Source organism: Yoonia sp. F2084L, from assembly GCF_023015625.1.
Lineage (GTDB): Bacteria > Pseudomonadota > Alphaproteobacteria > Rhodobacterales > Rhodobacteraceae > Yoonia.
Window position 1 is genome coordinate 300,006 of record NZ_JALKAH010000003.1, and the last position, 26,987, is coordinate 326,992.

General features: G+C 56.9%; 32 protein-coding genes. 18 read left to right on the top strand and 14 right to left on the bottom strand.

The window, feature by feature from the left end; genetic code table 11:
* Positions 1-211: 211 nt before the first annotated feature.
* The 3 genes from dgcN to MWU60_RS10170 all read left to right on the top strand — a co-directional run bounded on the left by dgcN (position 212) and on the right by MWU60_RS10170 (position 3,118).
* Positions 212-1,213 carry an N-acetyltransferase DgcN gene (gene dgcN / locus MWU60_RS10160; RefSeq protein ID WP_247227158.1) on the top strand — a complete coding sequence of 334 codons (1,002 nt, stop codon included), beginning with the start codon at positions 212-214 and terminating at the stop codon, positions 1,211-1,213.
* Positions 1,214-1,295: 82 nt separating this feature from the next.
* Complete coding sequence (gene dgcA / locus MWU60_RS10165; RefSeq protein WP_247227159.1) at positions 1,296-2,255, top strand: N-acetyl-D-Glu racemase DgcA; 960 nt, start codon at positions 1,296-1,298, stop codon at positions 2,253-2,255.
* On the top strand, positions 2,252-3,118 hold the full coding sequence (locus tag MWU60_RS10170; RefSeq protein WP_247227160.1) for a D-amino-acid transaminase: 867 nt from the start codon (positions 2,252-2,254) through the stop codon (positions 3,116-3,118). Before dgcA ends, MWU60_RS10170 begins: the two co-directional genes overlap by 4 nt.
* Positions 3,119-3,163: 45 nt before the next feature.
* Here MWU60_RS10170 and MWU60_RS10175 read toward each other — a convergent pair whose 3' ends face one another.
* From MWU60_RS10175 to MWU60_RS10195, 5 genes are read right to left on the bottom strand one after another with little or no spacing between them, the layout of a single operon-like run.
* Positions 3,164-3,967: an aminoglycoside 6-adenylyltransferase gene (locus tag MWU60_RS10175; protein WP_247227161.1), complete on the bottom strand. Its 804-nt coding sequence runs from the start codon at positions 3,965-3,967 to the stop codon at positions 3,164-3,166.
* A 21-nt stretch (positions 3,968-3,988) separates the two neighbouring features.
* Positions 3,989-4,630 carry a 2-hydroxychromene-2-carboxylate isomerase gene (locus MWU60_RS10180; RefSeq protein WP_247227162.1) on the bottom strand — a complete coding sequence of 214 codons (642 nt, stop codon included), beginning with the start codon at positions 4,628-4,630 and terminating at the stop codon, positions 3,989-3,991.
* Positions 4,631-4,686: 56 nt separating this feature from the next.
* Entirely contained in the window at positions 4,687-5,127 is a 441-nt protein-coding gene (locus MWU60_RS10185; RefSeq protein WP_247227163.1) for a TerB family tellurite resistance protein, read from the bottom strand.
* 8 nt (positions 5,128-5,135) lie between these two features.
* Positions 5,136-5,429 carry a DUF1244 domain-containing protein gene (locus tag MWU60_RS10190; protein ID WP_247227164.1) on the bottom strand — a complete coding sequence of 98 codons (294 nt, stop codon included), beginning with the start codon at positions 5,427-5,429 and terminating at the stop codon, positions 5,136-5,138.
* Between the two features lie 11 nt (positions 5,430-5,440).
* A complete protein-coding gene (locus tag MWU60_RS10195; RefSeq protein ID WP_247227165.1) occupies positions 5,441-6,178 on the bottom strand; it encodes an N-formylglutamate amidohydrolase in 738 nt (245 codons plus the stop codon).
* A 130-nt stretch (positions 6,179-6,308) separates the two neighbouring features.
* Here MWU60_RS10195 and pyk point away from each other — a divergent pair, with 130 nt between their 5' ends.
* From pyk to rplT, 4 genes are all read left to right on the top strand, one after another.
* Positions 6,309-7,754: a pyruvate kinase gene (gene pyk, locus MWU60_RS10200; RefSeq protein ID WP_247227166.1), complete on the top strand. Its 1,446-nt coding sequence runs from the start codon at positions 6,309-6,311 to the stop codon at positions 7,752-7,754.
* 34 nt (positions 7,755-7,788) lie between these two features.
* Positions 7,789-8,013, top strand: a complete 225-nt coding sequence (locus MWU60_RS10205; protein ID WP_247227167.1) for a hypothetical protein — start codon at positions 7,789-7,791, stop codon at positions 8,011-8,013.
* 111 nt (positions 8,014-8,124) lie between these two features.
* Positions 8,125-8,325, top strand: a complete 201-nt coding sequence (gene rpmI, locus MWU60_RS10210; RefSeq protein ID WP_008231519.1) for a 50S ribosomal protein L35 — start codon at positions 8,125-8,127, stop codon at positions 8,323-8,325.
* Positions 8,326-8,342: 17 nt separating this feature from the next.
* Positions 8,343-8,705 carry a 50S ribosomal protein L20 gene (gene rplT, locus MWU60_RS10215; RefSeq protein ID WP_247227168.1) on the top strand — a complete coding sequence of 121 codons (363 nt, stop codon included), beginning with the start codon at positions 8,343-8,345 and terminating at the stop codon, positions 8,703-8,705.
* A 250-nt stretch (positions 8,706-8,955) separates the two neighbouring features.
* On the opposite strand, the gene MWU60_RS10220 is transcribed toward rplT, so the two are convergent.
* Entirely contained in the window at positions 8,956-9,612 is a 657-nt protein-coding gene (locus MWU60_RS10220; protein WP_247227169.1) for a YrbL family protein, read from the bottom strand.
* Positions 9,613-9,746: 134 nt separating this feature from the next.
* Between MWU60_RS10220 and pheS the strand changes: the two genes are divergently transcribed.
* Positions 9,747-10,820: a phenylalanine--tRNA ligase subunit alpha gene (pheS, locus tag MWU60_RS10225; RefSeq protein WP_247227170.1), complete on the top strand. Its 1,074-nt coding sequence runs from the start codon at positions 9,747-9,749 to the stop codon at positions 10,818-10,820.
* An 8-nt stretch (positions 10,821-10,828) separates the two neighbouring features.
* On the opposite strand, the gene MWU60_RS10230 is transcribed toward pheS, so the two are convergent.
* The gene (locus MWU60_RS10230; RefSeq protein WP_247227171.1) at positions 10,829-11,485 is read right to left on the bottom strand and encodes a hypothetical protein; all 657 of its coding nucleotides are present in this window, start codon (positions 11,483-11,485) and stop codon (positions 10,829-10,831) included.
* Between the two features lie 265 nt (positions 11,486-11,750).
* On the opposite strand from MWU60_RS10230, the gene MWU60_RS10235 reads away from it, so the two are divergent.
* The 6 genes from MWU60_RS10235 to MWU60_RS10260 all read left to right on the top strand — a co-directional run bounded on the left by MWU60_RS10235 (position 11,751) and on the right by MWU60_RS10260 (position 16,498).
* Positions 11,751-12,179, top strand: coding sequence for an ASCH domain-containing protein (locus MWU60_RS10235; protein ID WP_247227172.1), 429 nt, complete (start codon positions 11,751-11,753; stop codon positions 12,177-12,179).
* Positions 12,180-12,362, top strand: a complete 183-nt coding sequence (locus MWU60_RS10240) for a phenylalanyl-tRNA synthetase subunit beta (RefSeq protein ID WP_247227173.1) — start codon at positions 12,180-12,182, stop codon at positions 12,360-12,362.
* A gap of 69 nt (positions 12,363-12,431) precedes the next feature.
* The gene (gene pheT / locus MWU60_RS10245) at positions 12,432-14,828 is read left to right on the top strand and encodes a phenylalanine--tRNA ligase subunit beta (protein WP_247227174.1); all 2,397 of its coding nucleotides are present in this window, start codon (positions 12,432-12,434) and stop codon (positions 14,826-14,828) included.
* A gap of 42 nt (positions 14,829-14,870) precedes the next feature.
* On the top strand, positions 14,871-15,317 hold the full coding sequence (locus MWU60_RS10250; protein WP_247227175.1) for a YtoQ family protein: 447 nt from the start codon (positions 14,871-14,873) through the stop codon (positions 15,315-15,317).
* Between the two features lie 34 nt (positions 15,318-15,351).
* Positions 15,352-15,738 carry a VOC family protein gene (locus tag MWU60_RS10255; protein WP_247227176.1) on the top strand — a complete coding sequence of 129 codons (387 nt, stop codon included), beginning with the start codon at positions 15,352-15,354 and terminating at the stop codon, positions 15,736-15,738.
* 292 nt (positions 15,739-16,030) lie between these two features.
* Positions 16,031-16,498, top strand: a complete 468-nt coding sequence (locus MWU60_RS10260; protein WP_247227177.1) for a GNAT family N-acetyltransferase — start codon at positions 16,031-16,033, stop codon at positions 16,496-16,498.
* A gap of 57 nt (positions 16,499-16,555) precedes the next feature.
* On the opposite strand, the gene MWU60_RS10265 is transcribed toward MWU60_RS10260, so the two are convergent.
* Entirely contained in the window at positions 16,556-17,251 is a 696-nt protein-coding gene (locus tag MWU60_RS10265; protein ID WP_247227178.1) for a glutathione S-transferase N-terminal domain-containing protein, read from the bottom strand.
* Between the two features lie 157 nt (positions 17,252-17,408).
* Between MWU60_RS10265 and mscL the strand changes: the two genes are divergently transcribed.
* Positions 17,409-17,843 carry a large conductance mechanosensitive channel protein MscL gene (gene mscL, locus MWU60_RS10270; RefSeq protein WP_247227179.1) on the top strand — a complete coding sequence of 145 codons (435 nt, stop codon included), beginning with the start codon at positions 17,409-17,411 and terminating at the stop codon, positions 17,841-17,843.
* Between the two features lie 48 nt (positions 17,844-17,891).
* Here mscL and MWU60_RS10275 read toward each other — a convergent pair whose 3' ends face one another.
* From MWU60_RS10275 to ald, 3 genes are all read right to left on the bottom strand, one after another.
* Positions 17,892-18,701 carry an alpha/beta hydrolase gene (locus tag MWU60_RS10275; protein WP_247227180.1) on the bottom strand — a complete coding sequence of 270 codons (810 nt, stop codon included), beginning with the start codon at positions 18,699-18,701 and terminating at the stop codon, positions 17,892-17,894.
* A gap of 142 nt (positions 18,702-18,843) precedes the next feature.
* Positions 18,844-20,133: an MFS transporter gene (locus tag MWU60_RS10280; RefSeq protein WP_247227181.1), complete on the bottom strand. Its 1,290-nt coding sequence runs from the start codon at positions 20,131-20,133 to the stop codon at positions 18,844-18,846.
* A gap of 181 nt (positions 20,134-20,314) precedes the next feature.
* Positions 20,315-21,433 carry an alanine dehydrogenase gene (ald, locus tag MWU60_RS10285; RefSeq protein WP_247227182.1) on the bottom strand — a complete coding sequence of 373 codons (1,119 nt, stop codon included), beginning with the start codon at positions 21,431-21,433 and terminating at the stop codon, positions 20,315-20,317.
* Between the two features lie 137 nt (positions 21,434-21,570).
* Here ald and MWU60_RS10290 point away from each other — a divergent pair, with 137 nt between their 5' ends.
* The 3 genes from MWU60_RS10290 (at position 21,571) to MWU60_RS10300 (ending at position 24,277) form a co-directional block, all read left to right on the top strand.
* Positions 21,571-22,029, top strand: coding sequence for an Lrp/AsnC family transcriptional regulator (locus MWU60_RS10290; protein ID WP_247227183.1), 459 nt, complete (start codon positions 21,571-21,573; stop codon positions 22,027-22,029).
* Between the two features lie 173 nt (positions 22,030-22,202).
* On the top strand, positions 22,203-23,456 hold the full coding sequence (locus tag MWU60_RS10295; protein ID WP_247227184.1) for a matrixin family metalloprotease: 1,254 nt from the start codon (positions 22,203-22,205) through the stop codon (positions 23,454-23,456).
* Entirely contained in the window at positions 23,456-24,277 is an 822-nt protein-coding gene (locus MWU60_RS10300; protein WP_247227185.1) for a transferrin-binding protein-like solute binding protein, read from the top strand. The genes MWU60_RS10295 and MWU60_RS10300 overlap by 1 nt, the downstream gene beginning before the upstream one ends.
* On the opposite strand, the gene MWU60_RS10305 is transcribed toward MWU60_RS10300, so the two are convergent.
* The 3 genes from MWU60_RS10305 to MWU60_RS10315 are packed head-to-tail and all read right to left on the bottom strand — an operon-like array spanning position 24,265 to position 26,792.
* Positions 24,265-25,491, bottom strand: a complete 1,227-nt coding sequence (locus tag MWU60_RS10305) for a Coenzyme F420 hydrogenase/dehydrogenase, beta subunit C-terminal domain (RefSeq protein WP_247227186.1) — start codon at positions 25,489-25,491, stop codon at positions 24,265-24,267. The two genes, MWU60_RS10300 and MWU60_RS10305, sit on opposite strands and share 13 nt — an antisense overlap.
* A gap of 54 nt (positions 25,492-25,545) precedes the next feature.
* On the bottom strand, positions 25,546-26,190 hold the full coding sequence (locus MWU60_RS10310) for a TPM domain-containing protein (protein WP_247227187.1): 645 nt from the start codon (positions 26,188-26,190) through the stop codon (positions 25,546-25,548).
* A gap of 14 nt (positions 26,191-26,204) precedes the next feature.
* Positions 26,205-26,792, bottom strand: a complete 588-nt coding sequence (locus tag MWU60_RS10315) for a TPM domain-containing protein (RefSeq protein ID WP_247227188.1) — start codon at positions 26,790-26,792, stop codon at positions 26,205-26,207.
* Between the last annotated feature and the right edge of the window lie 195 nt (positions 26,793-26,987).

Genomic DNA, 26,987 nt, shown 5'->3' on the forward strand with positions numbered 1-26,987 from the left:
GCCCGGGCGTTCGCGCCCGGGCTTTTTGTTGGGGTAAGGTGGATCATGATCCACCTTACTGCATTTCACGGTCATTCCTTCGATAAATTGCCGAATTGGTGCAAGGACCTGTCGTCTTATCAGGGTAAGTAGACCTTTTCTGCGATGAAATTGCACAAGATTGCTGAATATCTTCACTTGAAAGCGAATCCCTGTGACCCGGAGCCCTGTGATGATCCAGACCCCCTATCTTTTGTTCCTCGGCGATGCCCCCGACCAACTTGCGGCCAAGGTGGCCCAAGGGATCAAAGACTGGCGTCCTGAAAACGCCGTTGGCCAATACCGGATGCCCGGTTGCGGCGCGGATTTAGGCATTGGCGACATGACGCTGGAAGAGGCCCGCGCTGCCGGTGCCCAAACCCTTGTGATTGGGGTGGCAAACCGGGGCGGCTATATCTCTAAGGCTTGGAAAGAGGTGTTGGTGAAGGCCTTGCAGATGGGCTTTGACATTGCCTCTGGCTTGCACAACCTGTTGCGGGATGAAGACGAACTGGTCGCGGCGGCGCGAGTCAATGGCCGCACGTTGTTTGATGTGCGTATCCCTTCAGTGGCCTATCCTATTGCCAACGGCAAAAAGCGAACCGGCAAACGGTGCCTTGCCATCGGTACCGATTGTTCGGTGGGCAAGATGTATACCGGTCTTGCAATGGATGCCGAAATGCAAAAACGCGGCATGAAATCGACCTTCCGCCCTACCGGGCAGACTGGCATTCTGATCACCGGTGGCGGCGTGCCTTTGGATGCGGTGATTGCCGACTTCATGGCCGGTGCCGTTGAATATCTGACCCCCGACAATGACGCCGATCACTGGGATCATATCGAAGGGCAGGGCAGCTTGTTCCATGTCTCTTACTCTGGCGTGACCATGGCGTTGATCCATGGCGGCCAGCCCGATGCCATGATCCTATGCCATGAGCCCACCCGCACACATATGCGTGGTTTGCCGGACTATGATTTGCCCAGCCTTGAGACATTGCGCGACACTGCGTTGCCCATTGCGCGGGTGGCGAACCCGGATTGTAAGATCACCGGCATTTCGGTGAACACGCAGCATTTGTCCGAGGAAGATGCCCTTGCCTATATGGCTGAGGTGGAAGATCGGATGGGTTTGCCAACCGTTGATACCTTCCGTCAGGGGGCGGCACGTCTGGTTGATGCGTTGGACGCGATCTAGGCCATGGGTCTTCCTGCGGGTGTCGGAGAATTGACTTTCAAGCCTCCGGCGGAGGTATTTTTGAACATGAGAAGAGGGTTTGATGCAGATTTCTGTTGCGCGTGATGTTTTTCAACTGGCGCAGGTCTTTACCATCAGCCGCGGGTCCCGGACGCAGGCAGAAGTGTTGACTGCGACAGTTGAGGGTGGCGGCTTTCGCGGGAAAGGCGAATGTGTGCCCTACGCCCGCTATGGCGAAACGCTGGACAGCGTTGCAGCACAGATTGAAGGGTTCCGCGGTGGGTGGCCTGATCTGCCCGATGCGCTGCCCGCAGGTGCGGCGCGGAATGCACTGGATTGCGCCTATTGGGATCATGCCGCCAAGAAAGCCGGCAAACGCGTGTGGGATTTGCTGGGCCTGCCCAAGCCCGCGCCTGAAATCACCGCCTATACCTTGTCGCTGGACACACCCGATGCGATGCAACAGCGGGCCGCGCAGAACGCCGCGCGCCCTTTGCTGAAAGTCAAACTGGGCACCCCGGATGACATGGCCCGGCTAGAGGCCGTCCGCCGTGGTGCGCCTGATGTGCCGATTATTGTGGATGCCAACGAAGGTTGGACCGCTGAGGTCTATGCCGATCTGGCCTCCCATCTGATCCGCCTTGGCGTACAGATGGTCGAACAACCCTTGCCTGCTGGTCAGGACGATATGTTGGCCGAAATCGCACGCCCCCTGCCAGTCTGCGCAGATGAAAGCTGCCATGATCGGGCCAGCTTGCCTGCCCTGAAAGGCAAATACGACATGGTGAACATCAAGCTCGATAAAGCAGGAGGGCTGACCGAGGCGCTGGCACTCAAGCGGCAAGCCCGCGCTGAAGGATATGGCATCATGGTAGGCTGCATGGTCGGATCATCGCTTGCGATGGCACCTGCCACCATTCTGGCGCAGGGTGTGGCGTTCACGGACCTTGACGGGCCGCTGTTATTGGCCGAAGACCGACATCAACCTTTGAAATTTGATGACCAAGGCGTGCACCCGCCCGCCGCAGCACTTTGGGGATGACCATGCGCACAGTCTATGTCAACGGCGAGTACCTGCCCGAAAATGAAGCCAAAGTGTCGATCTTTGATCGCGGGTTTCTGATGGCGGATGGTGTGTATGAAGTGACCTCTGTGCTCGACGGCAAGCTGATCGACTTTGCAGGGCATGCCAAGCGGTTGGAGCGGTCCTTGAGTGAGCTGGACATGCCGCACCCTGAGGTGCTGCCTGATCTGCTGGAAGTGCACCGCGAATTGGTCCGCCTGAACGGTATCGAGGAAGGGATGATCTATCTACAGATCACCCGTGGCGCGCCGGACGACCGCGATTTTGTCTTTCCTGATCCAGAGACGACGACCCCGACCGTCGTGCTGTTCACCCAAAACAAACCCGGCCTTGCCAACAGCCCTGCTGCGCAAAAGGGGATCAAAGTGATCTCTATCGAAGACCAGCGCTGGGCGCGGCGCGACATCAAAACGGTACAGCTATTGTTCCCCTCAATGGGCAAGATGATGGCCAAAGCCGCAGGCGTCGATGACGCATGGATGGTCGAAGATGGGGCAGTGACCGAGGGCACGTCCAACAACGCCTACATCATCAAAGGTAACACGATCATCACCCGGCATCTGGGCAACGAGATTTTGCACGGCATCACCCGCGCAGCCGTTTTGCGCTTTGCCAAAGAGGCGCAGATGCAGGTCGAAGAACGCAGCTTTACCATTGCAGAAGCACAAAAGGCGGATGAGGCGTTCATCACGTCAGCCAGCACATTCGTGATGCCGGTGGTTGAGGTGGATGGGGTGGCTGTTGGTACCGGCACTCCCGGTCCTGTGGCGGCGCGGCTGCGCGAGATTTATCTGGATGAAAGTCGCAAGGCGGCTGTGTAGTACGCGGTTCTCCCCGCCATGTTGGAAGTCGGGGCAGGCCCCGACTTACGTATCATACGGACGCTCAATGCCCAGCGTCTCTTTCAACTTCGCCCACGTCGCCGCTTCAAACCGTTCCGGCCAATCAACACCTAATGCCGTAGCCCGTTTGCGGGCGCGGGGCAGGTAGGCTGCGGCGTAGGCGAGATTGGTTTTGATCATCGCGTCGCGCTCTGGCACCGGCGGTGGCAGCGATATCATCAGCGCTTTCTGCTCATCCGTGATCAGCCGGTTGAGGTGCAGTATGCCGCCTCGATTGGGTGCATTCGTTTCCGCGATCAACAGCTCGACCAGCTTATTGCGCAGGTGGAACACACCAAGGACACCATTGATGTATTCCTCGCGCCCAGCGGCCAGATGCAGCAAGCCCAGGACCCGGATGAACTCCTCAATCTGATGCAGAAACCGGGCGGGGCTGGGCTGGGGCGGCAGGGCCACCTTTGGCAAAGTCGCAAAGATCCCATCATGATCGAACAGCGGTTTCAGCGTGTTTTGGGCATGGGCCTTCATCTGTTCGGGCTTAAGAATAATCAGGTCTGTGCGGGTCCAGTCTGCGGTAATTGCGTTGATCAGAACCGGCACGGTATTGCGGTCCCACCACAACACGACTTCGCCGGTTTTGCTGACCGCCTCTTTCCACATGGCGGCGATGGCATCCGTCGCCCCATCCTCGGCGACCATCACGAAATCAATGTCGCTGTAAGCATCGGCCATTCCATTGCCGTAGCTGCCGCTGAGAAACAGGGCTTTGACACCGGCGGCATCGCGTGTGGCGTCTGTGATCGTCTGGATAATCTCGTCATGGGTCATCACGGGTGGTCCTTTGATGGCTTATGGATCGACGGTTGGATTTGTCCAATTTGGTGAGGCAAAGGGCGTCTCTAACGCCCGCGCCACAAGCTCTAGCCGATCCTGCCCGTAGAAGGCATCGCCATCTACGATATAAGTGGGTGAGCCGAACACATCTTGGGTTCGCGCCCAGTCGGAGTTCGCCCCCAGGGCGTCTTGGCATGCGTTCGAGGCCGCCCGCGCGATCAGCGACTGTGCATCGTGGCCCAAACTTGTGGCAAGCTCGGCCAGCGTTACCGGGTTGGACAGGTCTGCATCGTCGCGCCAATGCGCCTCTAAAATCCGATGCGCCATCGCATCCACCGCCGCCCCGCTTTCACCAAGAGCGATAATCATGCCTGAGGCGAGGCTGTAGTCGGCATCATGATAGGTGGGCCGATAGTTGATCACCGGCACGTCGCGAAATTCCGCCCAGCGCTCAATCTCGCGGCCGAAGAAGTAATCGACATGGGCCTGCGTGCGGGCATGAAACGGCTGGCTGCCTTGGGCCTCGACCACAGGGGACAGCAGGACCGGTTTATGGATCAGGGTGACATTGTGCTGGGCACAAAGGGCCATCAGGCGGGCAGAGCCCAGATAGGCAAAGGCGGAATGGGCGGAGTAGATGTATTGGATGGTTGGCATGGGGAGAGTTTAGAGGAACGCGTTCGGGGACGGTAGGGTGTGCATTCATGCGCACCCTACCTTTCGGCTTGTGCCTGCAATTCTTTCGCCCGCGCAGGTGTGACCCCCAGCAATTCCTCGATCCGGTGCAAAAGCTTATCTTCTTGTTCCCGTCTGATCCCGTCCGCAAACACCACCTGCCAGAGCGCCACTAGCGTCGCCTCTTTTTCCTCTGTGCTAATCGCGTGGCTGAGGATCGTCGCGATCTCTTTCGTGCGGGGGATTTCCTTTTCCAAAAGCTCGCATTCGGCGCGCATCTTGGCGGCCTCGACCGGGTTCAGATCGTGCCGTTTGGCAAGGATTTGATCAATGCGGGCGATTTCCTCAAACAGATAAGCGTCATCCGCTTTGGCCGCCCGCACCAGCAACGCCCCCATCGCGTGGCTTGCGTCTGCCTGGGGCAGGGGGGTGTGATATCCAGCGGGGTTGCCAAAAAAGGCGGTCAGGCGTTCGAGCATGGCAATTCCTATCCGTGGCTATCCTTGAAAGCTTCCTTGGCGGCAGGCGACGCATCCGTCTGGTACTTCTCTTTCCACTCCGCAAAGGGCATACCATAAAACGCCTCGCGGCCTTCGTCCTTGCTCATCTCAATCCCGCGCTCATTGGCCGCTTCCTGATACCAGCGCGACAGGCAATTCCGGCAGAACCCGGCCAAATTCATCATGTCGATGTTTTGCGCGTCGGTTCGATCTTCCATCAGGTGTTTTTGCAGGCGGCGGAATGCGGCAGCTTCCAACTCAATACGGGTTTGGTCGTCCATGACGGTTCTCCTCAAAGGCCCGATTGGGCTAATACATCTGATAATAGAGGGGCAATCCGGTTTGCCCACAAGGTTTGTCCGGCTTCATCGGCAATCAGGTCCTGACGTAGTTCAATCAGCACGTTTGGCCGCCCATGTTGCAGCGCATGGCGGTCTACGGCGTCACCCGGCAGGTGGCCTGCATAGGGTTGGTTATCGCCGGTGCACCAGCCTTGCGCGCGGCAGGCGTCCATAAAAGGGATCGCGAGGCGGGCGTCGTCGGCGTAAAGGATGCCGATCTCCCAAGGGCGCGGGTGCCGTCCGTTCAGGCGTGGGGTAAAGCTGTGCACTGCACAGATTACCGGGTCACCGATCTTGTTGGCCAGATCAGCGTAGGCCGCGTGATACGGACGGTAGAGCCTGCGCAGCCGCTCTTCCTTCTCGGCATTATCGGCGTTGCGATTGCCCGGAATGATGGTGCCGTCATAAAGGCGCATCATAATCGTCGGATCATCCTCGCCGCGGTTCGGATCGCAGACCAGACGGGAAAAGCGGGACAGGATCGCGGGGCTGTCCAAGGCGTCGGCCAATTGGCGCGTAACCCCGGCTGCCCCTATGTCATAGGCGATATGGCGACCCATGTCGGTCGCAGGCAGACCCAGATCACCGTTATGCACCCAATCGGGGATTGTATTGGTGGCGTGGTCACAGGCCACAAGCCACCGTCCGGGCCGATTGGCCCCTATGATTTCAAATGGTTCGTTCGTCATTGTCGTGTCATTCCTTTGACACTGCATTTAGGCTAGTTGTAGGCGGAATGGAATTGCGCAATAAGGGCGCAACCCAAGCTGTTACCGCTAACGGCCCAGCGGAATGAACTCGACGCACGAAGGAATTGACATGAGACGCCACCGCAATGTGAAAATCGTCGCCACACTCGGCCCTGCTTCCAATGATTACGAGATGATCCGTGCGCTGCACGAAGCCGGAGCAGACGTTTTTCGCTTGAACATGTCCCATGGGGATCACGCCGAGATTAAGGTGCGTCACGAAATCATCCGTCAGGTGGAAAAGGACCTCGATAGCCCGATCTCAATTCTGGCCGATTTGCAGGGGCCCAAGCTGCGGGTTGGCGTTTTTGCCAATGGCGAAGAGGAGCTGGCGCCTGGTGCCGCGTTCCGTCTTGATCTGGACGATGCCGAAGGTGACATAAACCGGGTCAGGCTGCCCCATAAGGAAATTTTCGACGCGCTGGAGCCGGGCGCGCACCTTCTGGTTAACGATGGCAAAATCAAATTGCGTGTCAAAGACTGTGGTGCTGATTTCGCCAATTGCGAAGTCATCGTCGGTGGCACGATCTCCAACCGCAAAGGCGTGAATGTGCCGGACGTGACACTGCCCGTGGCGGCATTGTCACCCAAGGACCGCAAGGATCTAGAGTTTGTGTGCGAACTGGGTGTCGACTGGCTGGCTTTGTCTTTCGTCCAGCGGGCCGCAGACGTTGATGAGGCGCGCGAACTGGCCAAGGGTCGCGCCGCGATCTTGTCGAAGATTGAAAAGCCCAACGCGGTAAAATCCTTTGACGAAATCCTCAAAGCGTCCGACGGTATCATGGTTGCCCGTGGCGATCTGGGTGTCGAACTGCCTGTGCAGAATGTCCCTCCCATCCAGAAACAACTGGTCCGCAAATGTCGTGCCGCAGCCAAGCCCGTGATTGTGGCGACACAGATGCTTGAATCCATGATCGACTCGCCCATGCCGACCCGTGCCGAAGTGTCAGACGTGGCAACGGCCATCTACGAAGGGGCTGACGCGATCATGCTGTCGGCTGAATCAGCCGCCGGTTCCTACCCCATCGAAGCCGTGACCACGATGAACAACGTCGCAGGAGAGGTCGAGGCCGACCCAACCTATACCGACATCATCGAGGCGTCGCGCAGGGCAGACGGCAAAACCGTGGCCGACGGCATCGTCTCAGCCGCGCGCGAGATTGCGGAAACCACCGACGTTAAAGCGATCTGCTGTTTTTCGCAGTCCGGTACGACGGCCTTGCTGGTATCGCGCGAACGCCCGCGTGTGCCGATCATTGCGTTGACCAGCTATATCACGACCGCACGCAGGCTCTGCCTGTCCTGGGGTACGAATTGTGTGATTGTGGGGGATGTGAACCGGTTTAAAGATGCGGTTATTGCTGCGGTGACAGCTGCAAAGGCGCAGGGACTGGCGACTGAGGACGACATGGTCGTCGTAACGGCAGGTGTTCCTTTCAACACACCGGGGTCGACAAACATCCTGCGGGTCGCACCTTGTGCGGAACGTTTGATTTACGCAGCCGATCAAGAGTAAGATCACGCGGGGGCCGTAACGCAGGACAACACTGATGGATTTCGACCTGATATTCGTGACTGGGATCGCGTTGGCAGCCTTTGCATTACCCTCACTGGTCAGCGCCTATTCGGACAGGCGGTGGCCTAAGGCAGCGGTTGTTATGCTCGTGATCGGCGGCGGCGCAATCGCCTATGCGGTTCAAGAGAACTCTGGCGCTTATAGCCTTGCGACGGTGCCCGACATGATCGTCACCGTGATCGGGCGTTATCTGGGCTAAACACCTTGCATCAAACTGGGATGCGTCCTATACGGCGCGTCTTAACCCGCGCGTCCGGCCTAAATGGCATGCCGAGTCGCGCGTTTCGACCGACTTAAATAGGAGACGGAAATGCCGAAGATGAAGACAAAATCGAGCTGCAAAAAGCGGTTCAAAGTGACGGCCACTGGCCGTGTGCTTGCAGGCCAAGCCGGTAAGCGCCACGGAATGATCAAGCGTTCCAACAAATTCCTCCGTAACGCGCGTGGGACAACCACGCTAAGCAAAGCTGACGAAGGTATCATCAAACCGATGATGCCTTACGCACGTTAATTAGAGGGATTTGAGATATGCGCGTTAAAGGTGGTACAGTCACGCACCGTCGTCACAAGAAAGTTCTGGATCAGGCCAAAGGTTACTATGACCGCCGCTCCAAGACGTTCAAGGTAGCCGCACAGGCTGTCGACAAAGCCAACCAATATGCAACCCGTGATCGCCACAACCGCAAGCGCAATTTCCGCGCTTTGTGGATCCAGCGGATCAACGCAGGTGTGCGTTCGGTTGATGAGACACTGAACTATTCCAAGTTCATTAATGGCCTGACACTTGCTGGTATCGAAGTGGACCGCAAAGTCCTCGCCGATCTCGCCGTGAACGAGCCTGATGCATTTGCCGCAGTCGTCGGTAAAGCCAAGGATGCGCTGGCGGCCTAAGCCACGCACCGAACTGATTTTGAAAGGCCGTGCAGGAAACTGCGCGGCCTTTTCGTGTTTGATTGCAGGTCGGCGGATAGTGAAGTGAGGGAACGCTTTGCGGAACCAAGAGACCATCTTTCCCAAAGCGACCCGACAACTGCACCGACAGGCCGCTACCTGCGCCGGTCGGTTAGAGACCATTGCACCGTCCCCTGTTGATCTTCTCTATAGATATTGAACGCTGCGCCGTCGGGCCGCCCAGTCAGGGTTACCGGAGTTTTTGTGCGGCCTCATCGGCGCTTCGGTGGGCAATTGTCCCGTTGATCCAGCGCAGCATCTTCGCACGCCTGCGTTCATTGGCAGCGTCAAAAATGCGGTCGCTGATATGCGTTGTCGGGAAAAACGCAGGCGAACCAAGCCCGTCAATGATAACCAGACGCGGGGCATCGCCACCGGTGACGAGTGCGTTCATTGGGGTTACATCCTCCCAATCCACGCGAATGTCGCGCAGCGTATCAAATAGCGCGTTTGCGTCTTCGCGCAGGGCTTCCAGTCCCGACAACGATGTGTTTGCGTCCCTCAGCACTGTTTCCAGCTGCGGTGCCAACGCGCCATCGGGCCCGTTCAGCCGCCCAACAATCATGCCGGGACCCAGCGAGGTGTCGCAAAACCCAAACTGCCGCACCAACCGGTCACAATGGCCGCCATTATGCGCGAGCGACGCGATGTATTCCGCAATTTCCCGCTGCCACACCCGCATTTGCTTGAACCGCCGCACCGAAGGCCTGCGCAGGTTATGAACCTTCTTGGAGGGCTTCATCACCTTGATCAGTTGATCCGCAAACGCCGGATGCTGATAAATCCAATGGTCGCCACCAGCCGCGAGGGGCTCAACACCTAAGAGGTCAATTGTGTCAGAGGGCATCATTGCTTTCTCAGTTGTATGGCTCGCCTTCAGAAGTAGCCTTCGGGCTCAAGACTGTCCAGAAGCCCGCAATCACTTGCATGGTGCGGTGGCAAAGGTTAGCAGAACATCGACCACAGACAGGACTGCGCGCGATGGATGATCTGAAACAGAAATACCTTAGCCTGATTGCTGACGCGGCGGATGAAGCCGCCATCGAAGACCTGCGCGTGCAGGCCGTCGGCAAAAAGGGCGAGATCAGTTTGCAGATGCGCGAACTGGGCAAGATGACGCCGGAAGAACGTCAGGTCGCAGGGCCTGCGCTGAATGCGCTGAAGGATGAGATTAACGCGGCCCTGGCCGCCAAGAAAGCGGGCCTTGCCGATGCCGCCCTTGATGCGCGTTTGCGCGGTGAATGGCTCGATGTGACTTTGCCATCGCGCGCCCGAGCTCAAGGCACGATCCACCCGATCAGCCAAGTGACCGAAGAGGTTACCGCGATTTTCGCCGACATGGGTTTCGCCGTCGCCGAAGGCTCTCAGATCGAAAGCGATTGGTATAATTTCGACGCACTGAACATCCCCGGTCACCACCCGGCGCGGGCCGAGATGGACACGTTCTATATGCACCGCAAGGACGGCGATAACCGCCCGCCGCATGTGTTGCGCACCCATACCAGCCCTGTGCAAATCCGCTCGATGGAGGCGACAGGCGCGCCGACCCGCATCATCTGCCCCGGTCGCGTGTATCGTGCCGATTATGACCAGACGCACACCCCGATGTTCCATCAGGTCGAAGGGCTGGCGATTGACCGCGACATCAGCATGGCGAACCTCAAATGGGTGCTGGAAGAGTTCGTCAAAAGCTATTTCGAGGTCGACCACGTCGACATCCGCTTCCGCGCGTCCCACTTCCCCTTCACCGAACCCTCAGCCGAGGTCGACATCCGCTGTTCATGGGAAGGCGGCACGCTGAAAGTAGGCGAGGGCGACGACTGGCTGGAAATTCTGGGCTCCGGCATGGTGCACCCCAAGGTGCTGCAAGCGGGCGGGATCGACCCGGCGGAATGGCAAGGCTTTGCCTTCGGCATGGGCATCGACCGGATCGCGATGCTGAAATACGGGATCCCTGATCTGCGGGCGTTCTTTGACAGCGATCTGCGGTGGTTAAGGCACTATGGGTTTGTGGCGTTGGATCAGCCGACGCTGCATGGTGGGTTGAGTAGGTAGTATGGTTGCTAGTCACTTTTGCCATAAGGGTCGGATGAGCCAAGAGCGGTCAAGAGACCCAATACAAAAGTCGCTGCCAGCTTTGTAACAGAAAAGAAGGCGTCGCATATTTCGTAGTAGTCCGAAGCATCTTTTTGTATGTCTTCTCCAGATATCAAGAGACTGATGGCTTGGGTTTCATCTTCAGTCTTTTGGATAGTTGACATGAATGACCTGAAAGACAGGTGAACGAAATCTGAAGTTTGCTGATATACTGGACCAATCCAGGCGTGATCTTCTTCGAGTTTCTTCCTCAAGTAGGCATCTTGCATTCGAATTGGTTTTCCATTCGCGGTCTGTTCCTCGGAAATTAACTCTCGGAAGGTTTTGTCCTTTTGAAGCATCTCCCGCAGCTGGTCTTCGCGGTTTTTCAAATAGCGAAGGCCATTTATCCGCATCGCTGTATCGATCTGTGTCCGTAGAAGGATCGCTGCACAAGGAAAGTTACCGGTCTCAATAGCATTACGAAATCCTTTAGATTGAGCGAGCGTACGTTTGACGGCCCCAAATGCGTAAAGGCTAGTCACAAACATGGGCTGGCCGCCACTAACAGTTGATGCAGCTTTCTCGGAAAACTCTCTTTCTAGTTTTTCAATTGCGGTAAGGCGGCTTCTTAAGTCACTCATTTACGAAGTGTAGTAGCGGGCGAGCTACTTCACAATTGGGTGGTTCTTTGAAAACAATCCCGCCCGGCTCACCGGGCAGCGCCCGGACCTCCCCCATAGGGAGGGCGCTTCTGCAACGCTGCAAACAACACGACCCTCACCAATGAAACGAGCGTTCCGCACATCATGCATGTCGGTGCGCCCGCCCCGAGGTCCGGGCGCTGCCCTAACGTTCCGCTTCAAACCGCTGTAGGGTGGGTGAAACCCACGCGCACAAAGGCCCGCCATGACCAACGACACCGAAGACCTGCAAGACACATACCCCGGTGCGGGCACGTTCAAGTTCGGCGATAGCGCCCAACTCTGCCAGCATCTCATCGCCCTTGTCCGCCAAGGCAAGAAAACCGCGACCTGTGGCGCACTTTCCGACTTCGAAGGCGAGCCTGAGGCGATGCCCGTTGTCGGCCGCTGCGATATCGCGGCGAACTGGGATGGCACGCCTGCGCTGGTTATCCGCACCACCAAGGTCGCAGAAATCCGCTATTGCGACGTGACCGAAGACATGGCGCTTGCCGAAGGCGAGAACGACAGTCTTCTGGGCTGGCGCAAAGACCATAAGGCGTTTTTCAAGCGGAACGGTGAATTCCACCCTGAGATGATGCTGGTCTTCGAACATTTCGAACTGGTCGAAGACCTTGCTGGGCGCGAGCTTTAGTTGCGCCTTTATGTCACCATCCTGATCCTTGTGATCGTTGGTGCCCACATCGCGATGTGGACCTCGGACATGCCGCGCGATCTGGCCTTGCGCCTTACCCTGATCAATGCGGCAGGCTGGGCGGTGATCCTGATCCCCGCATGGCTCGTGTCCAAATGGGCGGCGGCGCATCAGCGCAAGTAGCTGCCTCTTCCCCCTTTGCGTGTTATCCGCTAAGCCCTTTCCAACAGATTTAACCCGCAGGACGGACCCATGAAATTCACGCTTTCCTGGCTGAAACACCACCTTGAAACCGACGCCTCGGTGGCGGAAATTGAATATGCGTTAACCGATCTCGGGCTTGAGGTTGAGGGGATTGAAAACCCTGCCGAACGCTTGGCCGATTTTAAGATCGGCAAGGTGCTGACAGCGGAAAAACATCCCGATGCGGACAAGTTGAAAGTCTGTCAGGTCGACACCGCCGATGGGCCGACCCAAATCATCTGCGGCGCACCGAACGCGCGCGCAGGCATCACTGTCGTCATTGCCAGCCCCGGCACCTATGTGCCCGGCATCGACACCACCATCGGCGTTGGCAAAATTCGCGGCATCGAAAGCTATGGCATGATGTGTTCCGAGCGCGAGATGGAACTGTCCGAAGAACACGACGGCATCATCGAATTGCCCTCTGGCGAGGTCGGTCAGCGTTTCACCGATTGGTTGGCCGAGAACAAGCCCGAACGCGTTGATCCTGTCATAGAGATTGCGATTACACCAAACCGCCCCGATGCGCTGGGTGTGCGTGGCGTGGCCCGTGACTTGGCCGCGCGTGGGTTGGGCACGTTGAAACCAGTGACAGTTGATCCTGTTCCCGCTGCTTTCAAAGCAGATCTGAATATGTCCATTGATGATGATACACGCGATGGATGCCCGGTTTTCTGTGGTCGTTTGATCAGGGGTGTCAAGAATGGCCCCAGCCCCGAGTGGCTTCAAACCCAACTGCGCGCCATTGGCCTGCGCCCCATCAGTTTTCTTGTCGATGTCACCAACTGGTTCACCTACGACCTGAACCGCCCGTTGCACGTCTTTGACGCGGATAAGGTGCACGGTAACCTGCGTGTGCATCGTGCCGCCGGGGGTGAGACGATCACGGCACTGGACGACAAAGACTATACGCTGCAAGCAGGTCAGATGGTGATCTCGGATGACAACGGCCCTGAAAGCATCGCTGGTGTCATGGGCGGGGCAGAAACAGGTTGCACCGCAGACACCGTGAATGTTTTCGTTGAAAGCGCCTATTGGGACCCGATCCAGATCGCCTACACGGGCCGTGCGCTCAAGATTAACTCCGACGCGCGCTACCGCTTTGAGCGCGGTGTTGATCCGGCATTCACACCCGAAGGGTTGGAGCATGCGGTGCGGATGATCGTTGATCATGCAGGTGGCGAGGCGTCTGAATTGATCCAAGCGGGCGAGGTCCCGGATACGTCCCGAGCCTACAAACTGGACGCCAAGCGCGTGATTTCGCTGGTGGGTATGGATATCCCAGAGGCCAACCAACGCGAAACGCTGACGGCGCTTGGCTTTACCATGAAAGGTGACATGGCCCATGTGCCGTCATGGCGCCCCGATGTACAGGGCGAGGCGGATCTGGTGGAAGAGGTCGCGCGCATCGCCTCACTGACCAAGCTGGAAGGCACGCCTTTGCCGCGCATTGATGCAGGTGTACCCAAGCCGATCCTGACCCCCAGCCAGACGCGCCAACAGGCCGCGCGCCGGACGGCGGCGGCGCTGGGGTACAATGAATGCGTGACCTACAGCTTCATTGATGCCGAAGCCGCGAAGCTTTTTGGCGGTGGCGATGATGTCACCATGCTGGAAAACCCGATCAGTTCGGAAATGTCGCATATGCGGCCCGACCTGCTGGGCGGTCTGTTGCGCGCTGTTGCGCGTAATCAGGCGCGCGGATTCATGGACATGGGCCTCTTTGAGGTTGGCGCTGGCTTCCATGGCGGTGAGCCGGGCGAGCAGCACATGCTGGTCTCTGGCGTTCTGATCGGACGTACTGGACCGAAAGATGTACATGGCACGTCGCGGTCTGTTGACCTCTATGATGCCAAGGCGGATGCCGAGGCGATCCTCGCTGCGATTGGTGCCCCTGCAAAGGTACAAATCCTGCGTGGCGCGAATGACTGGTGGCATCCGGGGCGGCACGGCAAAATTTGCCTTGGCCCCAAAAAGGTCCTGGGTATCTTTGGCGAATTGCACCCCAAGGTGCTGCGCGAAATGGATATCAAAGGGCCTGCTGTTGCCTTCACTATTTGGCCAGATGAAGTGCCGCTGCCGAAGAAAAAGTCAACGACCCGCCCTGCTTTGGCTGCGACCGATCTGCAAGCGGTCGAGCGCGACTTTGCCTTTGTCGTGGATGCCGAGGTTGAGGCGCTGACGTTGGTGAACGCAGCCTCTGGCGCGGATAAGGCGCTGATCACTGATGTGCGCGTTTTTGACGAATTCATTGGCGGGTCCTTGGGGGAAGGTAAGAAATCCCTTGCGGTGACAGTGCGCTTGCAACCGACTGATAAGACGCTGAAAGATGCAGATATTGAGGCGGTTAGCGCCAAGATCGTTGAGAAGGTCAGCAAAGCGACCGGCGGCGTGTTGCGTGGTTAGGCTGACTTGGCTGTCGCGGGCAAAATATGGAGAACATGAAACATGACACTGAAAATCTACCTCTCGGGTGAAATCCACACTGACTGGCGCGATCAGATCACTGATGGTGCGGCCGGGCTTGATGTGGCTTTTGACAGCCCTGTGACCGATCATGATGCCTCGGATGATTGCGGTGTTGCGATCATGGGGGCGGAAGAAAACAAGTTCTGGCACGACAATAAGGGCGCGAACCTCAACGCCATTCGCACGCGGCACGGGATTGAGAATGCTGATATCGTGGTTGTTCGCTTTGGTGAGAAGTACAAACAGTGGAACGCGGCATTTGATGCGGGCTATGCTGCCGCTTTGGGCAAATCACTGATCGTGATGCATGGGCCAGAGCATCAGCATCCATTGAAAGAAGTCGACGCCGCCGCGCTGGCTGTTGTGGAAGAACCGCAGCAAGTTGTTCAGATTTTGCAATACGTCTTGACCGGCAAACTGCCGTAGGTCGGGGCCTGCCCCGACACATGAGGAGCCGGTAATGATTGATCATGTTACTTTCGGCGTCACCGACTTTGCCCGCTCAACCGCCTTTTACGATCGGGCTTTTGCGCCACTTGGCGTCAAAAGGCTTTTCGATCTTCCGGCGGACCAGTCTGATGGCGTGAAGGTCTGTGGCTATGGCGATGATCGCCCGTGGTTCTGGTTGGCTGAAGAGAATGCGACGACAGGTATGTTGCATATTGCCTTGCAAGCGCGGTGTCGCGCGGACGTCGATGCCTTTCATGCGGCGGCGTTGCGTGCAGGCGGTATCGACAACGGACCACCGGGCCTGCGCCCGCATTACCATGCTGACTATTACGGCGCATTTGTTCTGGATCCGGATGGGCACAACATCGAAGCGGTCTGTCATGGGGCACCTGACTGACGCCAGCGATCCCAACTTGCTCTGATTTCATGGCAATGCTACCGAGGTTGCACGCTTGGCGTAAACGCCGGGCGGCAGGAGATTTTATGTTTACGATTGCGGGAAACCGCTAAGTCCTGATCAGCAGGGCAAGCACGACACATCCGGTCTGCGCGCAAAGTGGCAGGCCTCGTTTTTGTATGGCTCGTAAGCAATCATGTATTCACGAGAATAATTGACCAAAGCACGGGCTGTACGCACGCTGCGATACGCGTTTTTGCGCATGCGGTGATATTCAGAAAGACAAACACCAATGATCGTAAGACTAACAAAGCGCGATGACATCCCTGCCTTGCAAGAGGTTCTTGACGGCACAGAGCTCTTCCCAAGCGAGATGCTGCCAGACATGCTAGGCGGGTTTCTGGCTGACGCAGAAAGCCCGGATATCTGGCTGACATGCGAGGCTGAGGGCAAACCTGTCGGGTTTTGCTATGCAGTTCCTGAGCAGTTGGCAGAAGGCGCGTGGAACATGCTGGCGATTGCCGTTTTGCCAGATTTGCAAGGCAGCGGGTGCGGTGCCGCGATGACAAGGCATCTGGAAGCGATGTTGAACAAACGCGGACAGCGCACTCTGATCGCGGACACGTCCGGCACAGAGGATTTTGCCCAAACCCGCGCGTTTTATCGCAAGAATGGTTATGCCGAAGAAGCCCGCATCAGGGATTTCTGGGCCGCTGGAGACGACAAGATCGTCTTCTGGAAATCGCTCAGCGCGTCGTAGGTCGGGGCCTGCCCTGACGCCAGTGGGCCGGGGGTGGACCCCGGCCCATATTTTGCATCAAGACGGATCAGGGATGCGCTTGGCCTTCGCCACGGCAGGCCGCGCGAAAAACCGCTCAACATAGGTCGGCACGTTTTTGAGGTCGTGGTAACCGACGACGTCTTTCGTGCCGTAGAATTCCAGCGCATTCAGCCATGGGGCGATGGCCATATCAGCGATGGAATAATCGCCTGCAATCCAGTCCTTGCCCGTCAGCTCCTTGTCCAGAACAGCCAGCAGCCGGATCGCTTCGTCGCGATAGCGTTCGCGCGGGCGGGCGTCTTCTATGTCTTTACCCGCAAATTTGTAGAAGAAACCCATCTGCCCGAGCATCGGGCCAAGGCCGCCCATCTGGAACATCAGCCATTGGGTGATCTTGGCTTTGTCGGTGGCACTTGAACCGATGAATTCCCCAGACTTTTCAGCAAGGTAAAGCAGGATTGCCCCGCTTTCGAAAATCCCGATGGGGCCGTCAGGCCCGTTGGGGTCAATGATTGCCGGGATTTTATTGTTTGGGTTCAGCGACAGGAAAGCATCGCTTTTGACGTCCTCATCTTTCAACGTGACAAGGTGTGGTTCATAGGCGAGGCCCATTTCTTCCAGCGCGATAGATACCTTTACGCCATTGGGTGTCGGGTAGGAATACAGTTGAATGACCGATGGGTCCTTTGCGGGCCAGCGGGTCGTAATCGGGAATGCGGATAAGTCAGCCATCTGGCTCAGGTCCTTTGCGAAATTTCAGTCGACCCAAGGTAAGGGGAAACTTGGCAAATAAAACCCGTGCGAGTGTGGGTTAATATCGGTAAGACTGTGCGCAGTTGCGCAGTGGGCATCAGATCCGCGCGCCAAGTTAATACAAGTGGGGACTACAATGCTTAACGAATTCAAAACCTTCATCGCCAAGGGCAACGTCATGGACATGGCTGTTGGTATCATCATTGGTGCCGCCTTCACGGCCATCGTCACATCGCTGGTGGGCGATCTGATCAACCCGATCATCGGCCTTGTGTCCGGTGGTATTGATTTCACCAATAACTATGCCGTGCTCGGTGGTGAGGTGCCTGAAGGTGCATCGCTTGACGCCGCGCGCGAGGCCGGGGCTTCAATCTTTGCCTATGGTGCTTTCATCATGGCGATCATCAACTTTCTGATCATTGCCTTCGTGGTCTTCATGCTGGTGCGCAGCGTGAACAAGATCAAAGACGCCGCCGTCGCTGAGGAAGAGGCGAAGCCGGAAGAGCCAAAGGGGCCGACCGCGGAAGAATTGCTGGCTGAAATTCGCGATGCGTTGAAGGCCAACGCCTGATATCATCTACGCATTAGGAAGGGGCTCGCTATGAAAAGCGGGCCCTTTTTACGTTTGGCGGGTCAGGAAACCGGCGATGGCTTCGGTGACGAAAGCAGGGTTTTCCAAGGGTGACGTATGCCCGGCCTTTGGAACCTCGATCAGCGCTGACCCCTTGATTGCGTCCTGCATTGATTTGGCCGTGGCGGGTGGCGTGGGGATGTCGTCCTCTCCGACCATGATCAGTGTCGGGGGTGGCTTGTCCAGCCCGCGCAAGGCGTCCTGCACATCGTCCCGATCAAAGATTGCCCGCCCGAATTGCCGGACTGAGGTGCGGTCAAGGCTGCTTATGTAGCTCTTCAACTGGTTGAATTCCGCGCGCCGTGCGGGATCGTTGCGAAAGGTCTGGCCGAACAGCAAAGGCAGGACCTTGCCCAGCAAAGGTTTGATCCCGATCAGACGCACAAAGAACAGCAACTGATTGTATTGCTTCAGGCTGGCGGCACTTTCGGCGTTCGCACCGGTGTCTATCAGAATCAGTGATTTGAACAGATCGGGGCGGCGCAACAACAGGCGCAACCCGACATAGCCGCCTGTGGACATGCCCGCGAAATGCACCGGACCATCGCAGGTGGCGTCAATCAGCTTTTCGGCATCATCAACCAGATCATAGATGCCAAACGGGTCTTGGCACAGCCCGCTTTCCCCATGCCCCCGATGGTCAAAAGCGATGACACGATGGGTTTGGCTGAGCGCCTCGATCTGGGCGGCAAACATCTTATGGGACATCAGGTAGCCATGCGAAAACACGATAGTGTCCGGCCCGGAGCCAGTTGTCACATAGTGGATGGATCGTCCGTTGATATCAATCTTGGGCATGGTGTCTGGTCCGATCATTGATGAAGGAACGCTATAGATGACAATGTGGTGCGGCAAGGTGTGGTGTTTGTGCTGAAGGGCGAACGCAGTGGCTGTTTTTGAGCCCAAGAATGATCAATGCTGCACCGCGTACGAATGCCAGCTATTCCGCCTCGTTGGCCAGTCGTCTGACCAACACCAAGATCAGTATCACCGCAATGAACAGAAACACCGCACCGACAATCCATGCGATAGGTGTCGCGTAAACTTCCGCGACAGTTCCGGCCAAAACCAGACCCAATGCGCCCCCCAACTGTTGTACCAGCGACCTGAGAGATAGCATGGTCGACCGCTGACGGTCTTCGACACAGCGATGCAGAATGCTGCTGGCCGGTGTCTCGGTGATACCAAGGATCACGGAATACAGGACGAATACCGTTACAAAGCCGATGATACCGCCTTGCAATGCCAATGCGATCTGAACGACCGCCAAGCAAGCAAAACCCGCCGCCAGCGTCATGGCGTGCTGCCGCTTGAATATCCGGCTGATGTGTGGGGACAGAGATGCGCCGAAAGCGATGGAGAAGAAATAGGTCGCCGTGACAATACCTATGACGGTATTTGCATAACTCGCGTCCAACATCGGCTTTGCATGGGTCGGCCAGATCACCTCGACTGGGTTGGTTGCCATCAGAAAGAACGCCAGGGCTGCCAGAAGGATCGACAGAGTAGGATGTTTCAATGCCAAAAGGCTCGCATCCTTTATCACCGTTGGGACATTGGCAAAGCCATGGACGAGTGCAGCAACGTCTCTCGGACGCGGTTTTTCGACAATCGCCAACATCGTGAAAACAAACACCCCCAGCATCACCGCAAAGCTTGCCACGTAGGACACATCATAGATGCTGAACCCAAGGCGTGTGGCGAGATCGCCCAAAATATCGGGCAGAAGACCCCCAAAGACCGCGCCTATGGCCAGGCCTACGGCATTGGCCCATTGCGCTTTGGCAAGTGCGGGCTGGACATCCACATTGGGTGCTGCGGCCTTGAAGGTTTCGACAAACCAGGCATCAAGCGTGCCGGACCGAAGCGCGCGCCCAAAACCGATGAATGCAAATGAAAGCGCCAGAACGTAAAAATCGCTTGTCGAGAGAAAGAGCGCGAGCGAAATCAAGCTGGCGACGATCGCCGTCAGAAAGACCGGCTTGCGGCCAATGCTGTCGGCAAGCCCACCAAACGGCAGCTCCATCGCCATCGTCGTGAGCGAATAAACCCCGAAAAGAAGCGAGATCTGAAAGAGGTCCATGCCACGATCCGTCAATGCCAGAGCAACAACGGCGACCGTCAGCCCCATCGCAAAACGGTCAAGGAACTGGTGTATCTGAAACACGCGAATGTGCCGTCGCGCTGACGGGTTCAGTGCAGCGAAAGAGAATGCAACTTCGGTGGCCATCTTTGCAGCATCGTCATTGCTGTCGATATGCACAATACATTAAGTGCGCCAGAGCCTATGCCGCGCACTAAAGCGGCCGTTCCTGCAAGCGGGGCGAAGGTCCGGTTTGTGCAGCAGCGGAATTTGCCTATAGCCGTGCAAGCAGGGCTATGGGCATCCGATATCGCACGTGCATGCCGGGCTACTCCCTCAGCGCCAATGCGGGCGATAGCACGTCAATCCCAAGCGCTTTGCCCACCGCGTAGTACGTCAGCTTTCCTGCATGCACGTTCAGGCCGTTCAGCAGATGCGGATCATCCTCGCAGGCCTGCCGCCAGCCTTTGTCTGCCAGAGCCAGCATGAAGGGCATCGTGGCGTTGCCGAGTGCGATTGTGGATGTCCGCGCCACGGCCCCCGGCATGTTGGCCACGCAGTAGTGCATGATGCCGTCAACGTCGTAGATCGGGTCTTCGTGGGTGGTGGCCTTGGAGGTTTCAAAGCAACCGCCTTGGTCGATGGCGACGTCCACGAGCGCTGCACCGGGTTTGAGTTCTGCCAGCTGCGCGCGTGAGATCAATTTGGGGGCTGCTGCACCGGGGATCAGCACCGCGCCGATGATCAGGTCGGCTTCGCGTGCCAGCTCGATCGTATTGCCTGCGCTGGCGTAGCTGTTCTTGAACTGTCCGCCGAATGTGTCATCCAGATAGCGCAGGCGCGGCAAGGACCGATCCAGAACGGTGACATCAGCACCCATGCCTGCCGCGATCCGCGCGGCATGTGTGCCGACGACGCCACCACCGATCACGACGACGCGGGCAGGGCCCACGCCGGGCACGCCGCCCATCAGGACACCGCGACCACCATTGGCTTTTTGCAGGGTCCATGCCCCGACTTGTGGGGCCAGCCGGCCCGCAACCTCTGACATGGGGGCCAGCAGCGGCAGACCACCACGATCATCGGTGACGGTCTCATAGGCGATGCAGGTTGCACCTGATGCCATCAGATCCTTGGTCTGTTCGGGGTCTGGTGCGAGGTGCAGGTAGGTGAACAAAATCTGCCCTTCTCGCAGCATTTTCCGCTCAACCGCCTGTGGTTCTTTCACTTTTACAACCATTTCGGCGATTTCGAAGATTTCGGCAGCGGTGCCGACAATAGCAGCCCCTGCGTCAGTGTAATCGGCGTCCGTAAAACCAGCGCCATTGCCCGCGCCGGACTGTACCGTCACCTGATGGCCGTGGTTCACCGCTTCACGTGCCGCGTTCGGTGTCAGGCCGACGCGAAATTCCTGTGGTTTAATCTCAGTTGGGCACCCGATATGCATGACCCGTTCCTCCCTATTTCTGGGCGAAGTATTCATTTGGCGCTTTGCAATTACATCGGTCTTGTTCTTGGATGTTTGCGGTAACGCTGGTAAGAGTTTGTGCCAAATGGCGTATTTGTCGAAGGAACGTGCGAAATATGGAATTGGACAGTATAGATCGCCGAATCCTTGCGGTTCTGCAAAAGAAGGGCCGCATGTCGAATGCAGAGCTTTCGGATTTGGCGAACCTGTCCGCTTCTGCCTGTCACAGGCGTGTGCAACGGTTGGAGAAGGACGGGTATATCCGTGACTACGTGGCCTTGCTTGACCCGCGCAAAGTTGGCCGCCCCACAACCGTTTTTGTCGAGATCACGCTGAGCGGGCAGGCGGATGAAGTGCTGGACGCTTTCGAGAAAGCGGTGGCGCGGGTACCCGATGTGCTGGAGTGTCATCTGATGGCAGGGACTGCGGATTATTTGCTGAAGGTGGTTGCAGGCGACACCGAGGATTTCGCGCGTATCCACCGCAGATATCTGGCTACGCTTCCGGGTGTGGCGCAGATGCAGTCGTCCTTTGCATTGCGGACGGTCAGACAGACGACAGCGCTGCCTGTGTGAAATCATTTCGGGCCTTTTACGTTATCATTACTTTGATCTATGAGGTTGGAAACAAGCGAGTTTTTGCCCAAAGTCGAACGTCACCGTTTCGACATATTCTGGACCAATAGCTTTGCAATACAAATCAAGTAAAGCGGCCTGTGGTCAGGCTGAGAGAGTTGGGGAAGAACTGAATGTGCATACTTTGCGGCTGTGCAACGTGTAACGGCGATAACATACTGTCTGAAAAGACGGACGGATTTAACCAGATTGCAGTGAATACCGTCCAAGGTGGAACGGCGAATATCAAGTGGGGCAATGACGTCCGTGGTCAGGAAAGTGATGAAATCACTTGGTCGCTGAACCTTGCGGGGCTCAGTATCGTGGCTGGTTCAAACATCCAGCAATTTGAAGACCTGGTGTTTGATGCGTTTGATACTTGGGCCGCGATTGCGGGATTGAACTTCCGGTTTGTTTCAACCTTCGGCGGCTCTGATATCGACATCAATGTTGAAAGCCTTGCCGGTAGCACAATTGGCATTGCGCGCACGTCCTTTTTTACCAATGACTTCAACAACAACGGCATGGTCGAGATCGCTGAGTCCAACATTTCGATGGACCGGGACGTGACATGGCGGCCTGAAGGAGACTCTGGGGCCTTCACCTTTATTCAGGTTATGCTGCATGAAATCGGGCATTCCTTGGGTCTAGATCACTTTAATACGTCCGATGCGATCATGAACGCGTCTGCAAATGACGGGTCACGCGACTTGGGGGCTGACGATATCGCGGGCATCCAAGACCTTTACGGTGAACGGCGCTGGTCTGATAACAGCGAGGACGCGAATTTTGAGTTTATCGGCGTTGGTCAGACAGCCTTTGCCAAGGGTGGCAATGATGTACTGAGTGGCACCGCGCTGGGTGACCGTTTTTACGGTGGTGCAGGCAACGACGATCTGTTTGGTCAAGGCGGCAACGACCTATTGATGGATACTCGTGGCGACAATGACATTTTTGGCGGTAGCGGCAACGATACGATCATTGGCGGTGGCGGCGAACTCAATGCTGAAGGCAATTCCGGGAACGACACACTGATTGGTGGTATCGGGGATGACACGTTGAACGGCGGGACCGGCAATGACATTTTGCGCGGTGATCCCAGTGGCAGCTTTATCTCTGGTAATGATGTATTGATTGCGGGCGCAGGCAACGATGTGCTGGAAGGTGGTGGCGGTGCTGATACGTTCGTGTTTGACCGCACCAATGGCGATAACCGTATCCTCGATTTCGAAGCCGGGGTCGATGTGGTTGATCTTGTGGGCTTTACCCTGGGGCAGGGCAGCCTGACCACCTCGGGCGGCGATACGATTTTCACCTATAATCAAAACGGTGTCGATTTTTCAATCACCTTTGATGACGCAATTCTGACCGCATCGGACTTCATGTAATGACCACTCTTAAATTGCGGCATTTGCCGATTGCTTTTGTTGTGCTGACCCTTGCAGCCTGTGGCGCAGGTAGTGGTACAGGTGACAGCGTGAATAACATCCCGACGGAACCGACCGACCCCCCTGATGAGGTGCCGGGTGGCAGCGAATATGCGGAGCTGTCAAACCGTGCCGCACCGGGCACTGCCGGTACTGGCATGGCCTATGTACTGCTAGAAGGACAGACCCGCCGCAATAGTGACGGCGTTTCAATAGACTTTGCCAGTGGGGATATCACTGGGGGCTTGCTGAGCGGGACAAATGTTGACGAAGCCGAATACACCAACCCTGCGAATGGCGAGTTTTCCCGCATTGTCCGGATCAGTGGTGATAATGTCTTTGGTGCTGTCGGGCTTGACGTCTTGTCAGGTGACTTGCCGACCGCAGGCACTGTCACCAGTTACAACGAAGGCTGGGTCGGCATGACGGCTGCCTTTGAAAACGATGTGCTGGTACTTGAGGGCGATGCGACCTTCACGGCGTCATGGGGCGCCAACGACATCGACGGACGTTTCTTTAACCTGTCTGGTACAAGTTCCGCCGGCGGCGGTGTTACAAACGTGGGTACGATCATTTTGACCGATGGTACGATCACCGGTGATAACTTTACTGGCGGTGCGGTGAGCGGTACGGGTCGGTTTGCGGCAATTGGCGGCGCTGGCACCACATCGCAGACAGGCGGGACATTCTTTGGCCCCGATGCGGATGAATTGGGCGGTGTTGTTTTGATCAATGATACAACTGATGACATCCTTGTCGTGGGTGCATTTCAGGCTGATTGATCGTCTTTGGCTGTTTCCTCTGGATCTTGCGTTAATCCGTAAGGCCTAGCGAGGTTCCAGACATGCGTCGGTACCATATTCTTGATCTTGGCAGGCTCTTCCCTACGTAAATGCATGATGGTTTCCGCTGCTTTCATCTCAAGCCGTGCGCGGGCGAATTCCAGTCCCCGTGGTCCGATCCGTGGCATCAGCCACCCCATGACCCCACGCAGCCAGTTGGGCATCCGCCGCAGTGGCAGCCCGCCTGCGGCCAGCCTTGTATTTTCAACAAAGCCTTTGACCGAGCTTGTCCGGTTGCCCCGTGATCCCGGTGCGGCCAAGGTGACTTCATCGCCAAGGCTCTTCAGCATTTCTGCCCCGCGATCGTTGCGCACGATCAACCATTGGTCCCCTTCGCCCGCCATATAACCCACCGTGATATCGGCCAGCCGGTTGGTGTAATCCACGCAGGTCCGACAGGTGGTGGGAAAGAAATCGGGCGGCAAGTCCGAGAGCGGCAGTTTGAGGAACGGGATCAGCCGTTGGCTGCCGTCGCTGAACCGCAGTTCCACATGATAGTCGGCGCGGAATTCGAGGTATGTGACGGTGTCGGGTGCATCTGTCAGGCGGGCGAGGAAGCTGTGGAAGTTTTCGGTCGTCGTGTTGTCAGAACAGGGCGTGCCGATCACATAGATGCGGTCAAACCCAAGGTCAGCCTCCATCGCGCGCAGGGCGTAGATCTGGCAAGGGATGCCGATCACGGCGATTTTGCGGTGTCCGGCTTCGCGGGCGGGTTCGAGAAGTGCCAACAGCGGTGCATAGCCCATCCGCATGCCGCGTGCGTGTTTCATATCGGCGGCGTTGGTGATGATCGCAGGTCGGGGGCGCCATTTATCCTTATCGTCGGGCACCATGGTCAGGACTGCATCGACAGCGCCTGTTTCCAGCAGGCGTTCGGCGAAACTTGTGGTGAGGCCGGTCCATTGTGCGCCCGCGCGGGCGGGGGTGAGGGCGGCGCGGTACATGGCTTGGGTGACGCCGAAGAAACGCTCATCGCTGTCGCTTTTCGCGGGGCGGCCGTGGGTGGTGGTTTCGGCCGTGGGGTAGTCCGGTTTGATGAACTGGCAGGCTTTGCCGCAAGCGGATGGGTCGGCCATGCGGGAAACGCCGCAGTCGGTGCAGAGCCCGCGCGGGGCCGCATCATTCAGGATGGGAGTTGCGGGAGCGGTTGCCATACCACTACCCTACTGATGCCCTCAGGTGTGTCTAGTTGGATTTACACCTGATGCCTAATTGACGTAGTGCGCACCCTCTAACGCGATCAGATGGTTTGGCAGTTCATCAGTTTTTGGGGCGGTGACTGGAAAGTTCTGCGTAAGCAGATCGCCTGCGCCGCCGATGATATCCAAGAACCCGCGTTCCAGTTCGCCCGCCTTGATCTGGGTGACAAAGCCTGCAATCAGGCCATCCCAGTCTGATTGCTGGACCCGTTCGTTGATGCCCTTATCGGCCACAATGGTCACAAATCTTTCGTCCCATGAGACGAAAATCAGAATGGCATTACGCGACGCCGTTTCATGCAGCTTGTGACTAAAGAACTGCTCGGTGCTGTAGCGTGCGCAGTTTTGTTGTTTGATCCATGCGGGTGTCAGCATGTGACCCAAGGGCGTGAAAACGAAGAGTGCTGCAAGGACAACGAAGACAATTGTCTGGTGCTGAAAGGTGATCACGAACCCGGTCGCCCCAGCGGCATTTGCCAGTGGTTGTATGATGGGCATGAACAGCGCAAAGATGGCAGTAATCAAAAGCGGGAACAGGATGTATCGCGCCGACTGCCTTGTAATCAGGCAGACAAGTTCGCTTTCGCAATTCTTTTCAACCTCGGCGATCCGACCGCTGATTTTCCGCTTTGCAGTTTCATCAAGTTTTTTCATCTGTGTCCCTCTCATTACCAGCTCCCCGAAGCACCGCCGCCGCCAAAGCTGCCGCCGCCGCCTGAAAATCCGCCACCACCAAAGCCAAGGAACCTGCCGATGACAAAGAATGGCAAAAGAAGGATATGGATGAACTTTTCCCAGGGTGTGGGTTCACGATATTCGCCGCCTAGCGCCTGAATGATCGCGGTATGGCCCGCCACAATGCCAGCCTGTAGATCGTCATCACGGAATTCTGGCAGGATTTCGTTGTCAATAATACTTTGTGCAATCCTGTCTGACAGCAGATCTTCGAGACCGCGCCCGACTTCGATGCGGACCCTGCGATCATTGGGTGCGACCAACAGCAAGACCCCATTGTCCTGATCCGCCTGACCAATACCCCAGCTATTGCCCAGCCATCGTCCGTAGCGTTCGATTGTCAAGCCGGCCAATGAATCGACCGTTACCACGACAACCTGATTGGTTGTTTCCTGCTCAAAGGCTTTTGCGTTATCTGTCAGGGCTTTTTCAACCGACGAACTAAGCACTTCGGCTTTATCGGTGACCCAGTATTGGGTGTCAGGCGCATTTTCCGGGTCCTGCGCAAACGCTGCCGTCATGTAAAAAAGCGGAAGTATGAGGATAAGCCAACGGGTTTTCTGTAATAGACGATGAATAGTGTCTGTCATCCAGGCTCCTTCTTTGGTGTGTTGGGTGTGCAATCGCACGTGTTGCGCTGGGCGATTTGGGCATCTGTTTGACAGCCAGATGGCAGTTTGCCCCTCGGACTATTGTTATTAAACTGTTTTTCCTGG